Source organism: Micromonospora echinaurantiaca (assembly GCF_900090235.1).
GTDB lineage: Bacteria > Actinomycetota > Actinomycetes > Mycobacteriales > Micromonosporaceae > Micromonospora > Micromonospora echinaurantiaca.
This window is the reverse complement of sequence record NZ_LT607750.1, coordinates 961,904-976,756: the sequence shown is the minus strand read 5'-3', so window position 1 is coordinate 976,756 and position 14,853 is coordinate 961,904. Positions and strand designations below refer to the sequence as shown.

The following is a 14,853-nucleotide window of genomic DNA, read 5'->3' as shown; positions in this document are numbered from 1 at the left end:
CCACCGGCCGCGGATCAACCCGGCCGGCGCCGACCACTAGACTCTGGGGCATGGCAAAGCCCCAGGAGAAGGTCTCGTTCGGCCAGCGGCTGAAGCAGATCGGGTTGGTGTTCAAGTTCACCGCCAAGCAGGACAGGTGGTTCGCGCCGCTGGCCGCCGCCGCGGTGCTGATCCCGCTCGCGCTCACCGTGGTCGCGGTGGTCCTGTGGGGCTGGATCTGGCTGCCGATCGGCATCCTGCTGGCGCTGCTCGCGCTGCTGATCGTGCTCAACCTGCGGTCCAACAAGGCGATGATGAACGCCGCCGAGGGCCAGCCGGGGGCGGCGGCCCAGATCATGGAGAGCATGCGCGGCGACTGGCGGGTGACGCCGGCCGTCAGCTCCACCACCCAGATGGACATGGTGCACCTGGTCATCGGCCGTCCCGGGGTGATCCTGCTGGCCGAGGGCAACCCGCAGCGGGTGCGCGGTCTGCTCGGCCAGGAGAAGCGCCGGCTGGCCAAGGTGATCGGCTCGGCGCCGATCTACGACTACGTGATCGGCCAGGACGAGGGCGAGCTGCCCATCCGCAAGCTGCGGATGACGTTGATGCGGCTACCGCGCAACCTCAGCGGCAAGGACGTCAACTCGCTGGACAAGCGGCTCAAGGCGCTCACCGCCCGGCCGCAGATGCCCAAGGGCGCGATCCCGAAGAACATGCGGCCCCCGCGGGGCGCCTTCCGCCAGACGCGCGGCCGCTGACCCGAGACGTACGCGAGGAGCCGGGCCCGGTGGGCCCGGCTCCTCGCGTAAGAACCCTGTGCTCCTGATCGTCTGACGGTGGGCAGGGAGAAGTGGCCGTTTCCGCCCTGTTCAGGGACAGACGATCACGGTGCTCTGCGTCAGGCGGCGGTGACGACCGAGCCGGTGAGGCGGTCGTGCAGGCCGCGGCGGTGCCCGTCCATCAGCAGCGCCGGCACCACCAGGGCCAGCAGCAGGCCGCGCAGCAGGGCCCGGAGCAGGCCGATCCGGCCGCCGTCGGCCCAGGCGACGCAGCGGATCTTCGTGATGTACATGCCGGGGGTCTGCGCGAACAGGCCGAGGAAGAAGCCGTACTCGATGACCAGCACCAGCACCGGCGCCCAGCCGTCGCGTACCGGGTCGGCGAAGAAGTTCGAGACCAGCAGGCAGAGCACCCAGTCGATGATCAACGCTCCGAACCGGCGGCCCAGGCTCGGCGGGGTGAAGGCGGGATCCGCGGCGGGCGGCACGGGGCGGTCATGCGGCGTGGTCACAGCGGTCAGGGTAGTCAGGCCCTCCGGGCGGTTCCCGGCTGGGACCGGCCGACCCACCGCGCAAAAACGGACCAACCGCGCCAAGTGTCAATACACTGGCACAGCCGGTTGGTTGCGGCCGGCGGTCCCGCCCCGGTTGACCGGCGCGGATGACGCTCCGCGAGGGACGTAACACGGCAGAAACACTCAAGACACGGCCGGGCAACCGCGCGGCCATAGCGTCGCCAGAAGCCTAGCCACCCGTGGACGTGCCAGGAGGACGTGTGTTCGCCAATCCCGAGGAACTCCTGCGATACCTCAAGAACGAGGACGTGAAGTTCGTCGACGTACGTTTCTGTGACCTGCCCGGCGTGATGCAGCACTTCAACCTGCCGGTGGAATCCGTCGCCGACGACCTCTTCACCGACGGGCTCGCGTTCGACGGCTCGTCGATCCGCGGCTTCCAGGCGATCCACGAGTCGGACATGCTCCTGCTCCCGGACGTCGCCACCGCCTTCATCGACCCGTTCCGGGCGCAGAAGACGCTCGCCCTGAACTTCTTCATCCACGACCCGTTCACCCGCGAGCCCTACAGCCGCGACCCGCGCAACGTGGCGAAGAAGGCCGAGGCCTACCTGGCGGCCAGCGGCATCGCCGACACCGCGTACTTCGGCGCGGAGGCGGAGTTCTACATCTTCGACTCGATCCGCCACGAGACCTCGGCGCACCAGTCGTACTACTACATCGACTCGATCGAGGGCGCCTGGAACACCGGCCGCGAGGAGGAGGGCGGCAACCGCGGTTACAAGACCGCGTACAAGGGCGGCTACTTCCCGGTGCCGCCGGTGGACCACTACGCCGACCTGCGCGACAGCATCGTGCGCCGGCTGGTCGACACCGGCTTCACCGTGGAGCGCTCGCACCACGAGGTGGGCACCGCCGGCCAGTCCGAGATCAACTACCGGTTCTCCACCCTGCTGCACGCGGCCGACCAGCTCCAGCTCTTCAAGTACATCGTGAAGAACGAGGCCTGGGCGAACGGCAAGACCGCGACCTTCATGCCCAAGCCGCTCTTCGGCGACAACGGCTCCGGCATGCACACCCACCAGAGCCTCTGGCTGAACGGCGAGCCGCTGTTCTACGACGAGACCGGCTACGCCGGACTCTCGGACACCGCCCGCTGGTACATCGGTGGCCTGCTGCACCACGCCCCGTCGCTGCTCGCCTTCACCAACCCGACGGTCAACTCGTACCGCCGGCTGGTGCCGGGCTTCGAGGCGCCGGTCAACCTGGTCTACTCGCAGCGCAACCGCTCCGCCTGCACCCGCATCCCGGTGACCGGCAGCAACCCGAAGGCCAAGCGGGTCGAGTTCCGGGTGCCGGACCCGTCGGCCAACGTCTACCTCGCCTTCTCGGCGATGATGATGGCCGGCCTGGACGGCATCAAGAGCAAGATCGAGCCGCCGGCACCGATCGACAAGGACCTGTACGACCTGCCGCCGGAGGAGTGGGGCGACGTCAAGCAGGTGCCGGGGTCGCTGCCCGCCGTGCTGGACTCGCTCGAGGCCGACCACGACTACCTGCTCGACGGCGGCGTCTTCACGCCGGACCTGATCTCGACCTGGATCGACTGGAAGCGGACCAACGAGGTCGACCCGGTGCGCCTGCGCCCGACCCCGCACGAGTTCGCGCTCTACTTCGACTGCTGACGCACCTCTGACGACACCGGCCGGGCCGGCTCCGCGACGCGCGGGGCCGGCCCGGCCGCTTCCGTCCTCGTCCGGCCCCCGTCCGGCGCCGACCTGCCGCCATGTAACGCCCCCCGATATACCTTCGCGTCCGTTATATTGCCGACGTGGACACACCGCTACGCGAACCAACCTTCCTGATCCTCACCGCGCTGGCCGGCGAGCCGATGCACGGCTACGGCCTGATCCGCGAGGTGGCCGCCCTCTCCGAGGGTCGCGTCTCGCTGCGCCCCGGCACTCTCTACGGGGCGCTCGACCGGCTGGTCGACGCCAACCTGGTCGAGGTCGACCGGGAGGAGGTGGTGGACGGCCGGCTGCGCCGCTACTACCGCCTCTCCCCCGCCGGCGACGCCACCCTGACCGCCGAAACCGAGCGGCTGCGCCGCAACGTCGAGGCGGCCACCACCCGGCTGCGCGCCCGCACCGCCCGACCGCTCGCGCCGCGTACCGCCGGGGGGCTGGCATGAACCAGCTGGAGCGGCGCTACCTGCGATTGCTGCGCGCGTACCCCGCGGACTACCGGCGAGCGCGCGGCGCCGAGATCGTCGGCACGTACCTCGACCTCGCCGGCCCGGACCGGCGTTGGCCGTCCCTCGCGGACGCCGCGGACCTGCTGCGCGGCGGCCTGCGCCAGCGGCTGCGGGCCGCCGGTGCCGCCGACCTGATGGCGGGCGTACGCCTCGCGGCCGTCCTCGCGTTCGTCACCGCCACCTCGCTCGCGGCGGCCTGGTCGGTGCTGGAGCTGCGGCCCCCGGCCGACCTCAGCCTGCCCGCCGCGAGGCCGTTCGTCTCGCTCGGCATCGGGGCGTGGATCGGCTGGCTGCTCGCCGCGGTCGGGTACGCGCTGGCCCCCGGTCGCTGGGCCCGCCGTGCCGTCGCGCTCGCCCTGCTCCTCACCCTCGGCCTCGTTCCCGCCGCCCCGCTGGTCGACCTGCCCCGCCCGCCGCTGTTCGTCCTGCTGCCGCAGATCGCGTTGGGCCTGGTCGCGCTCGGCCTACCGGACGCGCTGCCGGCACCGCTGCGGGCGGCGCCACCGGTCGCCGTGGGCGTCGTCGCCCTCGCGGGGACCACCCTGCACCTGCTGTCCCCGATGAGGTTCGGCGGAAGCTACTACATCTCGACGGCCGTGCCGGTGCTGCCGGTTGCCGCCGTCGCGCTGCTCGCGGTGGCGCTGCTGCTGGCGGCCGGGTTCGCCGTGCGCACCGATCACCGGGGCAGCTGGGCGGCGCTGATCCTGCTCACCCCCATCGGCCTGCTCGCGCTGCAGCCGCTGGCCGGAGCGATGGACGGGGTCGGCACGACCGTCGCGGTCTGGTCCGAACTCGCCGCGACGGCCGTCGTGATCGGGGTGGTCGGGCCCGCGCTGCTGCCGCTGGCGCTCGCCCTTCGTCGCCCGACCCGGTCATCCCGCCTCACTCCCCGCTGACCCCCGCCCCTGCCCCCGCCCGCCGGTCAGGAGGAGCTGTGCGGCGCTGTCGATCCGCCGACCTCATGGCCGACCGGGCGGGGGTCCGGAGGCGTGAGCGCGGGGCGCTCGGGCGCGGTTCACGGTCAGGACGACCAGGAGCGCGAGGACCAGCGCGGTCATCGCGATCGCGCCCGGGGCCTTGGTGAACCGGGCCAGCGTGGTGCCGTCGGGCAGGGTGAGGAACGCGGCGAGCGCGCAGGGCAGCACGAACCAGGTGGTCCGGGCCGCGGCGACCGCGAGCACGGCCAGCGGCCAGGTGAGGTACCAGGGATGGACGACCGGGGCCAGGGCGACGGTGGCGGCCAGGGCCAGCCCGGCGGAGCGCAGCGCCACCCGGGGGCGGGCCGCCTCGATCCGGGCCACCCGCTGCCGGACGTCGTTCAACCGGCGCAGCGCCCGCCAGGCCCGCCACCAGAGCACCACCAGCAGCACGGCGAGCAGCAGCAGCGCCACCGCCCGGGTAACCGGCACGGCATGCGGGTCCCGGCCGGCCAGCGCGCCGGCGTAGTCGACGACGAAGCCCACCGCGGTCGGCGGTGAGGTCCACTGCTCGGAGTCGCCGCTGCGGGCCAGCCCACCGACCCAGCCGAAGCCGAGCCCCGCGGCGAGCGCGGTGACCGCGAGCGCGGCCAGCACCCCGCCGGCCAGCCAACCGGCGTTCCGCAGCAGCGCCCCGAGCGTGTAGCGGCTGTGCACCGCGGCCAGCGCCGCGAACGGCAGCACCACCAGCGCGGTGGCCTTCACCGCCACCGCCAGCCCGAGCAGCGCCCCGGCGACCAGCAGCGCCCGTGGCCGCCCGGGCAGCCGGACCAGCACCAGCAGGGCGAACGTCAGCAGGCCGAGCAGCACCGTGTCGTTGTGCGCGCCGGCCAGCAGGTGCACCCCGACCAGCGGGCAGGCCAGCACCAGCCAGCCGGCGCGGCGGGTGGGCACCCCGGCGGCCCGGGCCAGCCCGGGCAGGCAGAGCGCGGTCAGCAGCATCCCGGCCAGCGCGATCAGCCGCAGCACCACCAGGGTGCCGACCAGTCCCCCGCCCAGGGTCACCGCGAGCGCGGCCAGCAGCACGAAGAACGGCCCGTACGGCGCCGGGGTGTCCCGCCAGATCGGCGCGACCGCGTCCACCCACGGGCAGCCCGCCCCGGCCACCCCCGTCGCGTACGGGTCGACGCCGTGCGCGTACGCCCAGCCCTGGCAGGCGTAGGAGTAGACGTCCCGGCTGCCCAGTGGCGGGGTGAGCAGCAGCGGAACCGCCCAGAGCCCGGCGGTGCGGTACGCCCACCCGGTCGACGGGGCGCCCCGGCGCAGTGCCCACCACGCGCCGACCAGCAGGGCGGTGCCGACCAGCCACCCGGCGACGACCAGCGGGCCGCGGTCCGCGCGCCAGATCGGCGCGGTGGCGGTGCCCGGCAGCGCGCCACCGAGCCAGCCGATGACCGCCAGCAGCACCGACCCGACCAGGCCGGCCCAGCGGGCGAGCCGGGCGGCACCGGGCGACGGCGGGGCACCCGACGGCGGAGCGTCGGACGGCGGCGGAGCGCCGGGCGGCGGGGCGTCGGACGGCTCCGGGCCGTCGGGGGACGGCGGGGCGGGTGGGGCGCCGGGATCGCTCACCGGCGCACCTTCCCTCAGTCGACGGCGACCGGCCGGCGGGCCGCCCGAGCCGACCGTACCAAGCGGACCGCCACCACGATCACCAACAGCGTCATCAGCGGCGCACCGACCGTCTTGGTGAACCTCGGCAGGCCGGTGCCGTCGGCCAGCACCAGGAACGACGAGACCAGCGCCACCACCGTGAACCAGCCGATCCGCTGCCGCGCCGTGGCCGCGAGCACCGTCAGCGGCCAGATCCAGTACCAGGGGTGGTAGAGCGGGGCCAGCGCCACCGTGGCGGCCAGCGCGAGCCCGGCGTGCCACAGCGGGTCGCGGGCGCGGGCCCGCCACCAGAGCCACACCAGCACCAGCGCGAGCACCGCCATCCCGATGCCCCGGGTGACCGGCAACGGATCACCGTGCCAGCCGAACGGCGCGGCCAGGTAGCCCACGGTCTGCCCGACCGCGGTCGACGGCGAGGTCCAGGCGATCACCAGGCCGCCCTGCTCCAGCCCGGCGATCCAGCCGAAGTCCAGGCCGGCGGCGAGCGTCACGCCCGCCACCGTCGCGACCGCCCCGCCGACCACCCAGCCGCCGTCGCGGATCAGCGCCCGGATCGAGTACGCCCCGGCGATCGCGACCAGCGCCGCGAACGGCACCACGACCAGCGCGGTCACCTTGACCCCGCCGGCCAGCCCGAGCAGCACACCGCCGGCGAGCAGCGGACCGGGGCGACCCGGCCGGGACACCACCACCGCCAGCCCGGCCACCAGCAGCCCCACCATCAGCGCGTCGTTGTGCGCGCCGGAGACCAGGTGCACGGCGACCAGCGGGCAGGCCAGCGCCAGCCAGAGCGCCCGCCCGGCCGGGACGCCGCACCGGCGGGCCAGCACCGGCAGGCAGGCCGCGGTCAGCGCCACCCCGACCACCGCCATCAGCCGGAACAGCACGATACTGCCGGTCAGCGACCCGGTCGCCTTGACCGCCGCGCCGGCGAGCACCACGAACAGCGGCCCGTACGGCGCCGGGGTGTCCCGCCAGATGTAGGAGATGGTGTCCAGCCACGGGCAGGGCAGCGCCGACACGCCCTGTTCGTACGGGTTGATCCCGGCCGCGTAGCTGGCGCCCTGGCAGGCGTACGCGTAGACGTCCCGGCTGCCCAGCGGCGGGGCGAACAGCAGCGGCAGCAGCCAGAGCCCGACGGTGACCAGGGCCCAGCGGGCCGACGGCACCCGGTCGCACAGCGTCCACCAGGCGTACGCCATCAGCGCGGTGCCGACCAGCCAGGTGGCGATGATCAGCGGCCCGTTCGGGCCCTGCCAGATGTTGACCGGGGTGGGGCGCAGGTTTCCGTCGGGCAGCGCGCCGCCGAGGAACGCGGCGACGGCGAGCAGCGCCGAACCCGCGAGACCGGTCCAGCGCGCGAGGTGGTGAGGCACGCCGACATGCTGCCAGTACGGCCGCCGACGGTGAGCACCGGACCAGCAGTTGTCCCCGGCGGACAGGCCGGCGCTCCGCTGCGGCGGCCCGCCGGCGGTCCCCGGGGAAACCTAGGCAGTGGTCAGTAGCGGCACGCCCTCCACCACCCGCCGGACGCGGTAGTGCTCGGCGAGGATCCGGCTCAGCTCACCGGAGCTGTCCACCCTTCTCGGGTCGCCGTCCAGCACGATCAACGCCGGGCGCTGTGGACCGTCGAGCATGGCCCGCAGGCGGGGCAGCGCGTCGGGGATCTTCTCTATCGGCTTGCCCCAGAGGTACGGGTAGTCGGTCGTTCGCTGCGCGAGGAAGTAGATGTTGCTCCTGGAGACGAGGACGAAGATGCGGTCGTCCGGGAACGTCTCGGCCCGGATGACCGCCGCGATCCGTTCGTCCCGACGTGCGAGGCCGTAGTAGGGGATCCGCTGCTGCCGTTCCTCGGCGCTGGCCGGCACCAACGCGCCGAGCCAGATGAGCTGGGGCAGCAGAACCGACGTGGCTGCCACCATCCGCAGGCGGGGCCGGCGGACAGCGGCGACCGCTGCCGCGGCCGCCACCGTGAGCGGCGGAAGCAGTTGTACGTAGTAGTGCGGCCAGTACGAGCCACCGACGTTCACCCCCAGGGCTGCGCCACCGAGCCAGGCGAGCAGGACACGCCTCGCCGGCCGCGCGCCGCGCAGCAGCCAGAGTCCGACGGCGGCCGCCCCCGCCACCACCGCCAGGTCCCGGGCGGCGGGACCGAGGCTACCGGTGAAGTCGGCCCAGCGGGCAGCGGGTCCGGCGGCGGGTTCGCCCATCGCGGTGACCTGGTAACCGACGAGCGCCGTCCAGTACTCGCGCCAGCCCAGGTGCCAGCCGTGCAGGGCAGACAACCCGACTGGCGCGGCGGACGCACCGAGGAAGAGCGCCTGGGGTGACCCGATGACCCGGCCGGACCGCGGACGGAGCAGGGCCACGACCAGACCGACGGCTATCCCGTCCAGGCCGGACAGCTTCATCGTCATGGCGACGCCCGCCGCAAGGCCGGCCGTGACGAGCCACATCGCTGACTGGTGCCGGAGCCAGAGCAGGGCAGCGGCCACGGCCAGGGTCGCCGGGAAGCTGGCGAGGAGTTCTCCGTTGAGAGTGAATCCCTCGATGTTCGGGGCGACGCCTGCCACCGCGTACAGCCCTGCTGCGGCTACCCCCGTCCGAGAATCCACGAGCAGCCAACCGATCATTCCGACCAGCACCGTGATGCCCACACCCGCGAGCACCGCACCGAGCCGGATGGTCCAGCCGTCGTCGTCGAGCCAGAGCAGGAGCCGGTACGTCAGCAGCAGCCCTTGCGGGCGGTCGAGCCACGCCTCCCCGTACAACCGGGCACCCCGGGACCACTGCTGTACGACGTGCGCGTAGCCCCCCTCGTCCATGCCGAGCCCGGTCCAGAGGAAGGGCATTCGAAGCAGAGCGGCGGCCAGCCCGCACGCCAGGATCATTCCTGCCGCCCGACGGGTAGCGGGGCTGCGCCGGTCAGGGCCGATGCCGCGTCGTCCTCTCCTTTTCGGCTCCGCCTCGTCAGGGGCGGTGAGCGGGCCGGCGCATTCCCGCTCTGCTTCCGATTACGCCTCGTACGGCAGCCACCGTTCGAGGTCGCGGCGACAGTCAGCAGTTCTCTCCGGTCCTGGCCGGCATGCGGGTTCCCTGCCCGAGTGGTGAGCGGCCGGCCCCGTTAGCAGTGGTTCGCCGGGGCGAGGCTGCTGGAGATCGAGAACTGACCCGGCACCCGGACCCGCACCTCGGTCCACCCGTCTGCGCCGGGCCGCAGACACCCGCCCGCCCCCTGCAGCGACAGCCACCGCGACCAGCGCACCCGCACCGGCACGTCACCGGGGGCGTCGGTGACGAACCGGACGGCGGCCCGACCGGAGCTGACCAGCCGGGCCGGCGCGCCGACCAGCGGGGTCGGGTCGACCACCGCGTAGAGCCGCCACGTCCCGTCCCGCCACACCTCGCGCAGATACGGCTGACCGGCGGCGACCAGGGCAGCCTCCTGCCGGGCGTACCGGTCGGGCGGGCTGTCCGGGGCCAGCGCGACGTATTCGACCGCCTCCCGGCGCAGCCACCTGGCGTATTCCTCGGGGGTCAGGTCGTCGGCGTAGAAGAGTCCGTTGCGGTCGGTGTCGACCTGCCGCTCCCAGCCCCGGGCCAGCGGCACGGTCGCCGGCAGGTACGCGGACTCCCAGTGGTCGCGCAGCGGCACCACCTCAACCCGGCCCACCGGCTGCCGGCGGTCCAGCTCGTCGACGAGCGGCCGGTAGAACGCGGCGGCACTCTCCGGCGAGCCGGCCCGGGCCAGATCGCTGGTCATCACCGGGTTCTGCCACCAGACGCAGGCGGCAAGGAGCCCAGCCAGCCACGGACCGGGCAGCGAAGCGTAGCCGGCGAGCAGCGGAAGGGCGAAGAGCATCGGCAGCCGCAGCGCGTTGGAGCCGATCGGGCTGGGCACCGCCTGGGCGGCGACCAACAGCAGCACGGTCAGCGCGGCGCCGACCCGCAGCACCCGGCGGCGGCGCGGCACCACGAAGAACACCGCCACAGCCAACGCCACGTTGATCCGCATCGACTCGGCACTGAACGGCTGGCTGCCGCCGTTGCCGAACAGCAGCGCCATCGGGGCAAGGGCGAGCGCCGGGGCAAGGCAGAGCGTCAGTGCCTCACCGAGCGGGCGGTCGACCCGCCAGCCGCCGGGCAGCGGTCGTCCCGGGCCGGGCATCCGGCGCAGGCTGGCCAGCAGCAGGGCCGCGCCAGCCAGGCCGGTGAACAGCCCGGCGACCGGGCTGGCCCAGGTGGCGAGCGCGGCAAGCAGCCCGGCCAGAACCAGCCGCCCGGGGCGGGCCGGTCGATCAGCGGAGACCACGCAGAGAGCGAGCAGGCCGAGCGCCAGCCCGACGGCGAAGGTGATCCGGCCGCTGACCAGGTTGCCGACCAGAACCACCGCGCCAAGTACCCCGGCCAGCACGGGGCGGCGGGCCCGGTGCCGGGCGAACAGCCAGCCCAGCGCCCCGGCGGCGAGCACCGCGGCGACCGCCCCGAGCGGCCGGGGCCCGGTCCAGGCGGCCAGGCGGGCAACGAACAGGCTGTAACCGTACTGGTCGACGCCGCCGTACCAGCCGAGGTCGACGGGGGCGGCGTAGCGGTCGGCGAACTCCGCCCGGGCCACCTGGGCGGCGAGGTCGGTGCCCATCGGCGGGGCGAGCAGGAACGCCGCGGCCAGCAGCAGCGCCGTGCCGGCCGCGGGCAGCCAGGCGCGCCCGGTGAGCAGCGGGAGAACGCTCCTCGGGAACCGATGGGTAGGGGCACGTCCTTGTGCCTCAGGCATCGAGCACCCGTTCCATCGCCGCCCGGGACCGTCGGCCGGTGCGCAGGTACTCGTCGAGGAACTCGCCAGGATCGTCCCGGCCGAGCAGCCGGACCACCCCGGCCAGCTCCACCCCGTGCCGGGGCAGCTGGTCGCCGGCCCGGCCGCGGACCAGCATCAGCGCGTTACGCACCTGTGCGGCCAGAGTCCAGCCGGCGGCCATCGCGGCGGCGTCCGCCGGGTCGACCAGGCCCGCGTCCCGGGCCGCCGCGAGGGCGTCGAGGGTACGCGTGCCGCGCAGCGCCGGGTTCGCCCCGCCGTGGCGCAGCTGGAGCAGCTGTACCGCCCACTCGACGTCGGCCAGCCCGCCCCGGCCCAGCTTGGTGTGGGTGGCCGGGTCGGCGCCGCGGGGCAGCCGCTCGTGCTCCACCCGCGCCTTGATCCGGCGGATCTCCACCACCTGCTCGCGGGTCAGCCCCTCGGCCGGATAGCGGACCGGGTCGACCAGCGCCTCGAACTCGGCGCCCAGGTCGGCGTCGCCGCAGACGAACCGGGCGCGCAGCAGCGCCTGCGCCTCCCACACCTTCGACCAGCGGGCGTAGTACTGGGTGTACGCGGCGAGGCTGCGGACCAGCGGCCCCTGCCGGCCCTCCGGGCGCAGGTCCGCGTCCACACCCAGCGGCGGGTCGGGGGCGGGCATGGCGAGCAGCCGGCGCAGCTCCTCGGCGACGGCGTGCGCGGCCGCGCTGGCCGCGCTCTCGGCGGCGCCCGCCGGCGGGTCGTAGACGAAGAGCACGTCGGCGTCGGAGAGGTAGTTCGACTCGTACCCGCCGAGCCGGCCCATGCCGATCACCGCGAACCGCAGCCCCGGCGGCTCGGGCCGGCTGGCCCGGGCGACGCGCAGCGCCGCGGCCAGCGTGGCGTCGGTGACGTCGGCCAGCGCCGCGCCGACCGCGGTGACGTCGGTCAGCGCCGGCGTGGCGCGTCCCGCGCCGTCCGGACGGGGTGGGGCGGGAGCCAGGGAACCGGCCCGGCTCAGCACGTCGGCGCAGGCCAGCCGGACCAGTTCCCGGCGGCGCAACGCGCGGACCGCCCCGGTCGCCTCGACCGGGTCGGCGTGCCGGGCGGCCGCGGCGGCGAACCCCTCGTGGAGCACGTCCCGCGGGCGCGGGGTCAGCTCGCTCTCCTCGGCCAGCAGCCGCAGCGCCTCCGGCTCCCGGGCGAGCAGGTCGGCGGCGTACCGGGAGGAGGAGAGCACCCGGGCCAGCCGGCGGGCGACCGGGCCGGAGTCGCGCAGCAGCCGCAGGTACCAGGGGGTGCTGCCGAGCTTGTCGGAGACCTGCCGGTAGTTGAGCAGGCCGCGGTCCGGTTCGGGGGCGTCGGCGAACTCGCTGAGCAGCACCGGCAGCAGGGTGCGCTGGATGGCGGCGGTGCGGCTCACCCCGCCGGTGAGGGCCTGCAGGTGGCGCAGCGCCCCGGCCGGGTCGGCGAAGCCGAGGATCTCCAGCCGGTGCCGGGCCGCCTCCGGGGTCAGCCGCAGCCCGTCGGCGGGCACCCGGGCCACCGACTCCAGCAGCGGCCGGTAGAGCAGCTTGGCGTGCAGCCGGCGTACCTCGGTGGCGTGGGTGACCCACTCGGCGCGGAACTCCTCGACGGCGCTGCGGCCCGGCGTGGCCTGGTAGCCGAGCGCGGCGGCCAGCCAGCGCAGCCCGACCGGGTCGGCCGGCACGGTGTGGGTGCGGCGCAGGCCCTGCAACTGGAGGCGGTGCTCGACGGTACGCAGGAAGCGGTAGCCGCGCAGCAGCGCCTCGCCGTCGGCCCGGCCCACGTAACCGCCGGCCACCAACGCGCGCAGCGCCGGGATCGTGCCGGGCACCCGCAGCGACTCGTCGCCCCGCCCGTGCACCAGTTGCAGCAGCTGCACCGCGAACTCGATGTCGCGCAGCCCGCCCGGGCCGCGCTTGATCTCGCGCTCCAGCTCCTTCGGCGGGATGTTGTCGATGATCTTGCGGCGCATGGCGCGGACGTCCTCGACGGCCTCCGGCCGCTCGGCCGCCCGCCACAGCAGCGGGGCGAGCTGGTCGATCCACTCCCGCCCGAGCGCCAGGTCGCCGGCGGCCGGCCGCGCCTTGAGCAGGGCCTGGAACTCCCAGGTGCGGGCCCAGCGCCGGTAGTAGGCCAGGTGGCTGGCGAGGGTACGCACCAGCGGCCCCCGGTTGCCCTCCGGACGCAGCGCGGCGTCGACCGGCCAGGCGACCAGCCCGCAGATGTGGATCAGCCGGGTGGCGACCGTGGTCGCCGCGGCGAGATCGGCGTCCTCGGCGGCCACGAAGATCACGTCCACGTCGGAGACGTAGTTCAGCTCGTCGCCGCCGCACTTGCCCATCGCCACCACGGCCAGCCGGGGGTGGGGCGTGCCCGCCGGCAGTTCACCGACCGCGATCCCGTACGCCGCCGCGAGGGTGGCGTCGGCCAGCGCGGAGAGCGCGGCCATGGTCTGCTCCAGGCCCCGCCCGCCGGTCAGGTCGGCCGCCGCGATCCGCAGCAGCGCCAGCCGGTACGCCCGGCGCAGCACCGCGATCGGGTTGCCGTCGCCGGTCAGGTCGAGCCGCCCCTCGGCGGTCGGTGCGAGCCCGTCCGGGGCGGTGCGCAGCGCGGTCCACTGGTCCGGGTTGGCCACCAGGTGGTCGCCGAGCGCCGACGAGGCGCCGAGCACCGCGAGCAGCCGGCGCCGCAGCCCCGGGTCGTCGCCGAGCGCGGCCAGCAGGGCCGACCCGGCACCGATCCCGGCCGCGGATTCCGCCGCGCCGCCGGCCGGGTCCGCTGCCGCGCCGGTGCCCCCGCGCTGGCCGGCGGCCGCGGCCCGACCGGTACCCCCGCGCTGACTGACGGTGGCGGCCGCGGCGCGGTTGTCGGTCGCGCTCGCCCGGCGCTCGGCCTCCACCAGGCGGTGCAGTTGGCGCAGCGCCAGGTCGGGGTCGGCGGCCCGGGACAGCGCCGCCAGCAGCTCCGCCGCCGCCTCGTCGGCCGGCTCCTGGGTGTCCGGCCGCCACAGGCCCAGCCCGTCCGGGCCGAGCAGGTCGGCCGCCCGTGCCCCGCCGTCGTCCTCGCCGATCCCGAAGCCGTAGCGGGCCAGCCGCCCGGCGGCCCTGGTCGGCCGGCTCATCCCTGCCCGAGCAGCGGCAGGCTGCGCCGCGGCCCGCTGTCGTCCAGTTCGCCGAGGGCCAGCGCGGCGAACCGGGCGGCGAACGGCTGCCAGACCTCCTCGACGTCGACCATCACCCCGTGGCAGGCGGCCACCACCAGCTCCGGGTCGTAGCCCAGCTCGGCCAGCATGGTGGAGTCGGCGGCCCAGTCGGCGATCATCGCGGTGTCGCACTCGATGTGGAACTGCAGCCCCCAGGCCCGGTCGCCGAGGCGGAACGCCTGGTGCGGGTAGCGGGTGGAGGCGGCCAGCAGGGTGGCGCCACGGGGCAGTTCGGTGATCTCGTCGGCGTGCCACTGGAGCACGTCCGGGATCAGCGGCACGTACCGGAAGAGCGGGTCGGCCTCGGCGGCGTCCCGGCGACCGACCACGGCCGGGCCGATCTCCGGCCCGGACGGGCTGCGCTCCACCTGACCGGCGTGCGCGGTGGCCAGCAGCTGCGCGCCCAGGCAGATGGCCAGGGTGGGCACGCGGTGCCGGACAGCCTTGCGGAGCAGCCCCTCCACCGCCGGGAACCAGGGCGCGCCCGGTGATCCGTCCGGCAGCGGGTACGCCTGCTGCTCGCCGCCGAGCACCACCAGCGCCGCGTACCCCGCCAGGTCGGCGGGGAGCTCGTCACCGGCGTGCGGCCGTACCACCCACAGCTCCAGCCCGGCCTCGGTCAGCCACTCGCCCAGCCGGCGGGCGTCGTCGGTCGGGTCGTTCTCGATCACCAGCGCGGTTGCCACGCCGTCGAGGCTAGCCGGTGCCCCGCCGAACCCCGGAGCGGCTCCA

At 74.8% G+C, this 14,853-nt stretch carries 11 protein-coding genes; 4 read left to right on the top strand and 7 right to left on the bottom strand.

From position 1 onward, the window contains the following. Positions 1-50: 50 nt before the first annotated feature. Positions 51-740, top strand: a complete 690-nt coding sequence (locus GA0070609_RS04600; protein ID WP_088992639.1) for a DUF4191 domain-containing protein — start codon at positions 51-53, stop codon at positions 738-740. Between the two features lie 140 nt (positions 741-880). Here GA0070609_RS04600 and GA0070609_RS04595 read toward each other — a convergent pair whose 3' ends face one another. After that, the gene (locus GA0070609_RS04595; RefSeq protein ID WP_088992638.1) at positions 881-1,273 is read right to left on the bottom strand and encodes an RDD family protein; all 393 of its coding nucleotides are present in this window, start codon (positions 1,271-1,273) and stop codon (positions 881-883) included. A 263-nt stretch (positions 1,274-1,536) separates the two neighbouring features. Here GA0070609_RS04595 and glnA point away from each other — a divergent pair, with 263 nt between their 5' ends. The 3 genes from glnA (at position 1,537) to GA0070609_RS04580 (ending at position 4,426) form a co-directional block, all read left to right on the top strand. Continuing rightward, the gene (gene glnA, locus GA0070609_RS04590) at positions 1,537-2,961 is read left to right on the top strand and encodes a type I glutamate--ammonia ligase (RefSeq protein ID WP_088992637.1); all 1,425 of its coding nucleotides are present in this window, start codon (positions 1,537-1,539) and stop codon (positions 2,959-2,961) included. 146 nt (positions 2,962-3,107) lie between these two features. After that, a complete protein-coding gene (locus GA0070609_RS04585) occupies positions 3,108-3,467 on the top strand; it encodes a PadR family transcriptional regulator (RefSeq protein WP_088992636.1) in 360 nt (119 codons plus the stop codon). Next, positions 3,464-4,426: a serine/threonine-protein kinase gene (locus GA0070609_RS04580; protein WP_088992635.1), complete on the top strand. Its 963-nt coding sequence runs from the start codon at positions 3,464-3,466 to the stop codon at positions 4,424-4,426. The genes GA0070609_RS04585 and GA0070609_RS04580 overlap by 4 nt, the downstream gene beginning before the upstream one ends. Positions 4,427-4,489: 63 nt before the next feature. On the opposite strand, the gene mptB (GA0070609_RS04575) is transcribed toward GA0070609_RS04580, so the two are convergent. The 6 genes from mptB (GA0070609_RS04575) to GA0070609_RS04550 form a co-directional block, all read right to left on the bottom strand. After that, entirely contained in the window at positions 4,490-6,079 is a 1,590-nt protein-coding gene (gene mptB, locus GA0070609_RS04575; RefSeq protein ID WP_157748061.1) for a polyprenol phosphomannose-dependent alpha 1,6 mannosyltransferase MptB, read from the bottom strand. 14 nt (positions 6,080-6,093) lie between these two features. After that, on the bottom strand, positions 6,094-7,497 hold the full coding sequence (mptB, locus tag GA0070609_RS04570) for a polyprenol phosphomannose-dependent alpha 1,6 mannosyltransferase MptB (protein ID WP_088992634.1): 1,404 nt from the start codon (positions 7,495-7,497) through the stop codon (positions 6,094-6,096). 111 nt (positions 7,498-7,608) lie between these two features. After that, complete coding sequence (locus tag GA0070609_RS04565) at positions 7,609-9,012, bottom strand: glycosyltransferase family 39 protein (RefSeq protein ID WP_088992633.1); 1,404 nt, start codon at positions 9,010-9,012, stop codon at positions 7,609-7,611. Between the two features lie 233 nt (positions 9,013-9,245). After that, the gene (locus GA0070609_RS04560) at positions 9,246-10,895 is read right to left on the bottom strand and encodes a hypothetical protein (protein WP_231928534.1); all 1,650 of its coding nucleotides are present in this window, start codon (positions 10,893-10,895) and stop codon (positions 9,246-9,248) included. Continuing rightward, positions 10,888-14,040, bottom strand: a complete 3,153-nt coding sequence (locus tag GA0070609_RS04555; RefSeq protein ID WP_088992632.1) for a bifunctional [glutamine synthetase] adenylyltransferase/[glutamine synthetase]-adenylyl-L-tyrosine phosphorylase — start codon at positions 14,038-14,040, stop codon at positions 10,888-10,890. Before GA0070609_RS04555 ends, GA0070609_RS04560 begins: the two co-directional genes overlap by 8 nt. Further along, positions 14,037-14,807 (bottom strand): type 1 glutamine amidotransferase, encoded by a 771-nt coding sequence (locus GA0070609_RS04550; RefSeq protein WP_088992631.1) that lies wholly within the window; start codon positions 14,805-14,807, stop codon positions 14,037-14,039. The genes GA0070609_RS04555 and GA0070609_RS04550 overlap by 4 nt, the downstream gene beginning before the upstream one ends. Between the last annotated feature and the right edge of the window lie 46 nt (positions 14,808-14,853).

Coding starts and splice junctions, on each gene's coding strand:
- GA0070609_RS04600 (WP_088992639.1), top strand. CDS start 51: ATGGCAAAGCCCCAGGAGAAGGTCTCGTTCGGCCAGCGGCTGAAGCAG.
- GA0070609_RS04580 (WP_088992635.1), top strand. CDS start 3,464: ATGAACCAGCTGGAGCGGCGCTACCTGCGATTGCTGCGCGCGTACCCC.
- GA0070609_RS04565 (WP_088992633.1), bottom strand. CDS start 9,012: ATGATCCTGGCGTGCGGGCTGGCCGCCGCTCTGCTTCGAATGCCCTTC.
- GA0070609_RS04560 (WP_231928534.1), bottom strand. CDS start 10,895: ATGCCTGAGGCACAAGGACGTGCCCCTACCCATCGGTTCCCGAGGAGC.
- GA0070609_RS04555 (WP_088992632.1), bottom strand. CDS start 14,040: ATGAGCCGGCCGACCAGGGCCGCCGGGCGGCTGGCCCGCTACGGCTTC.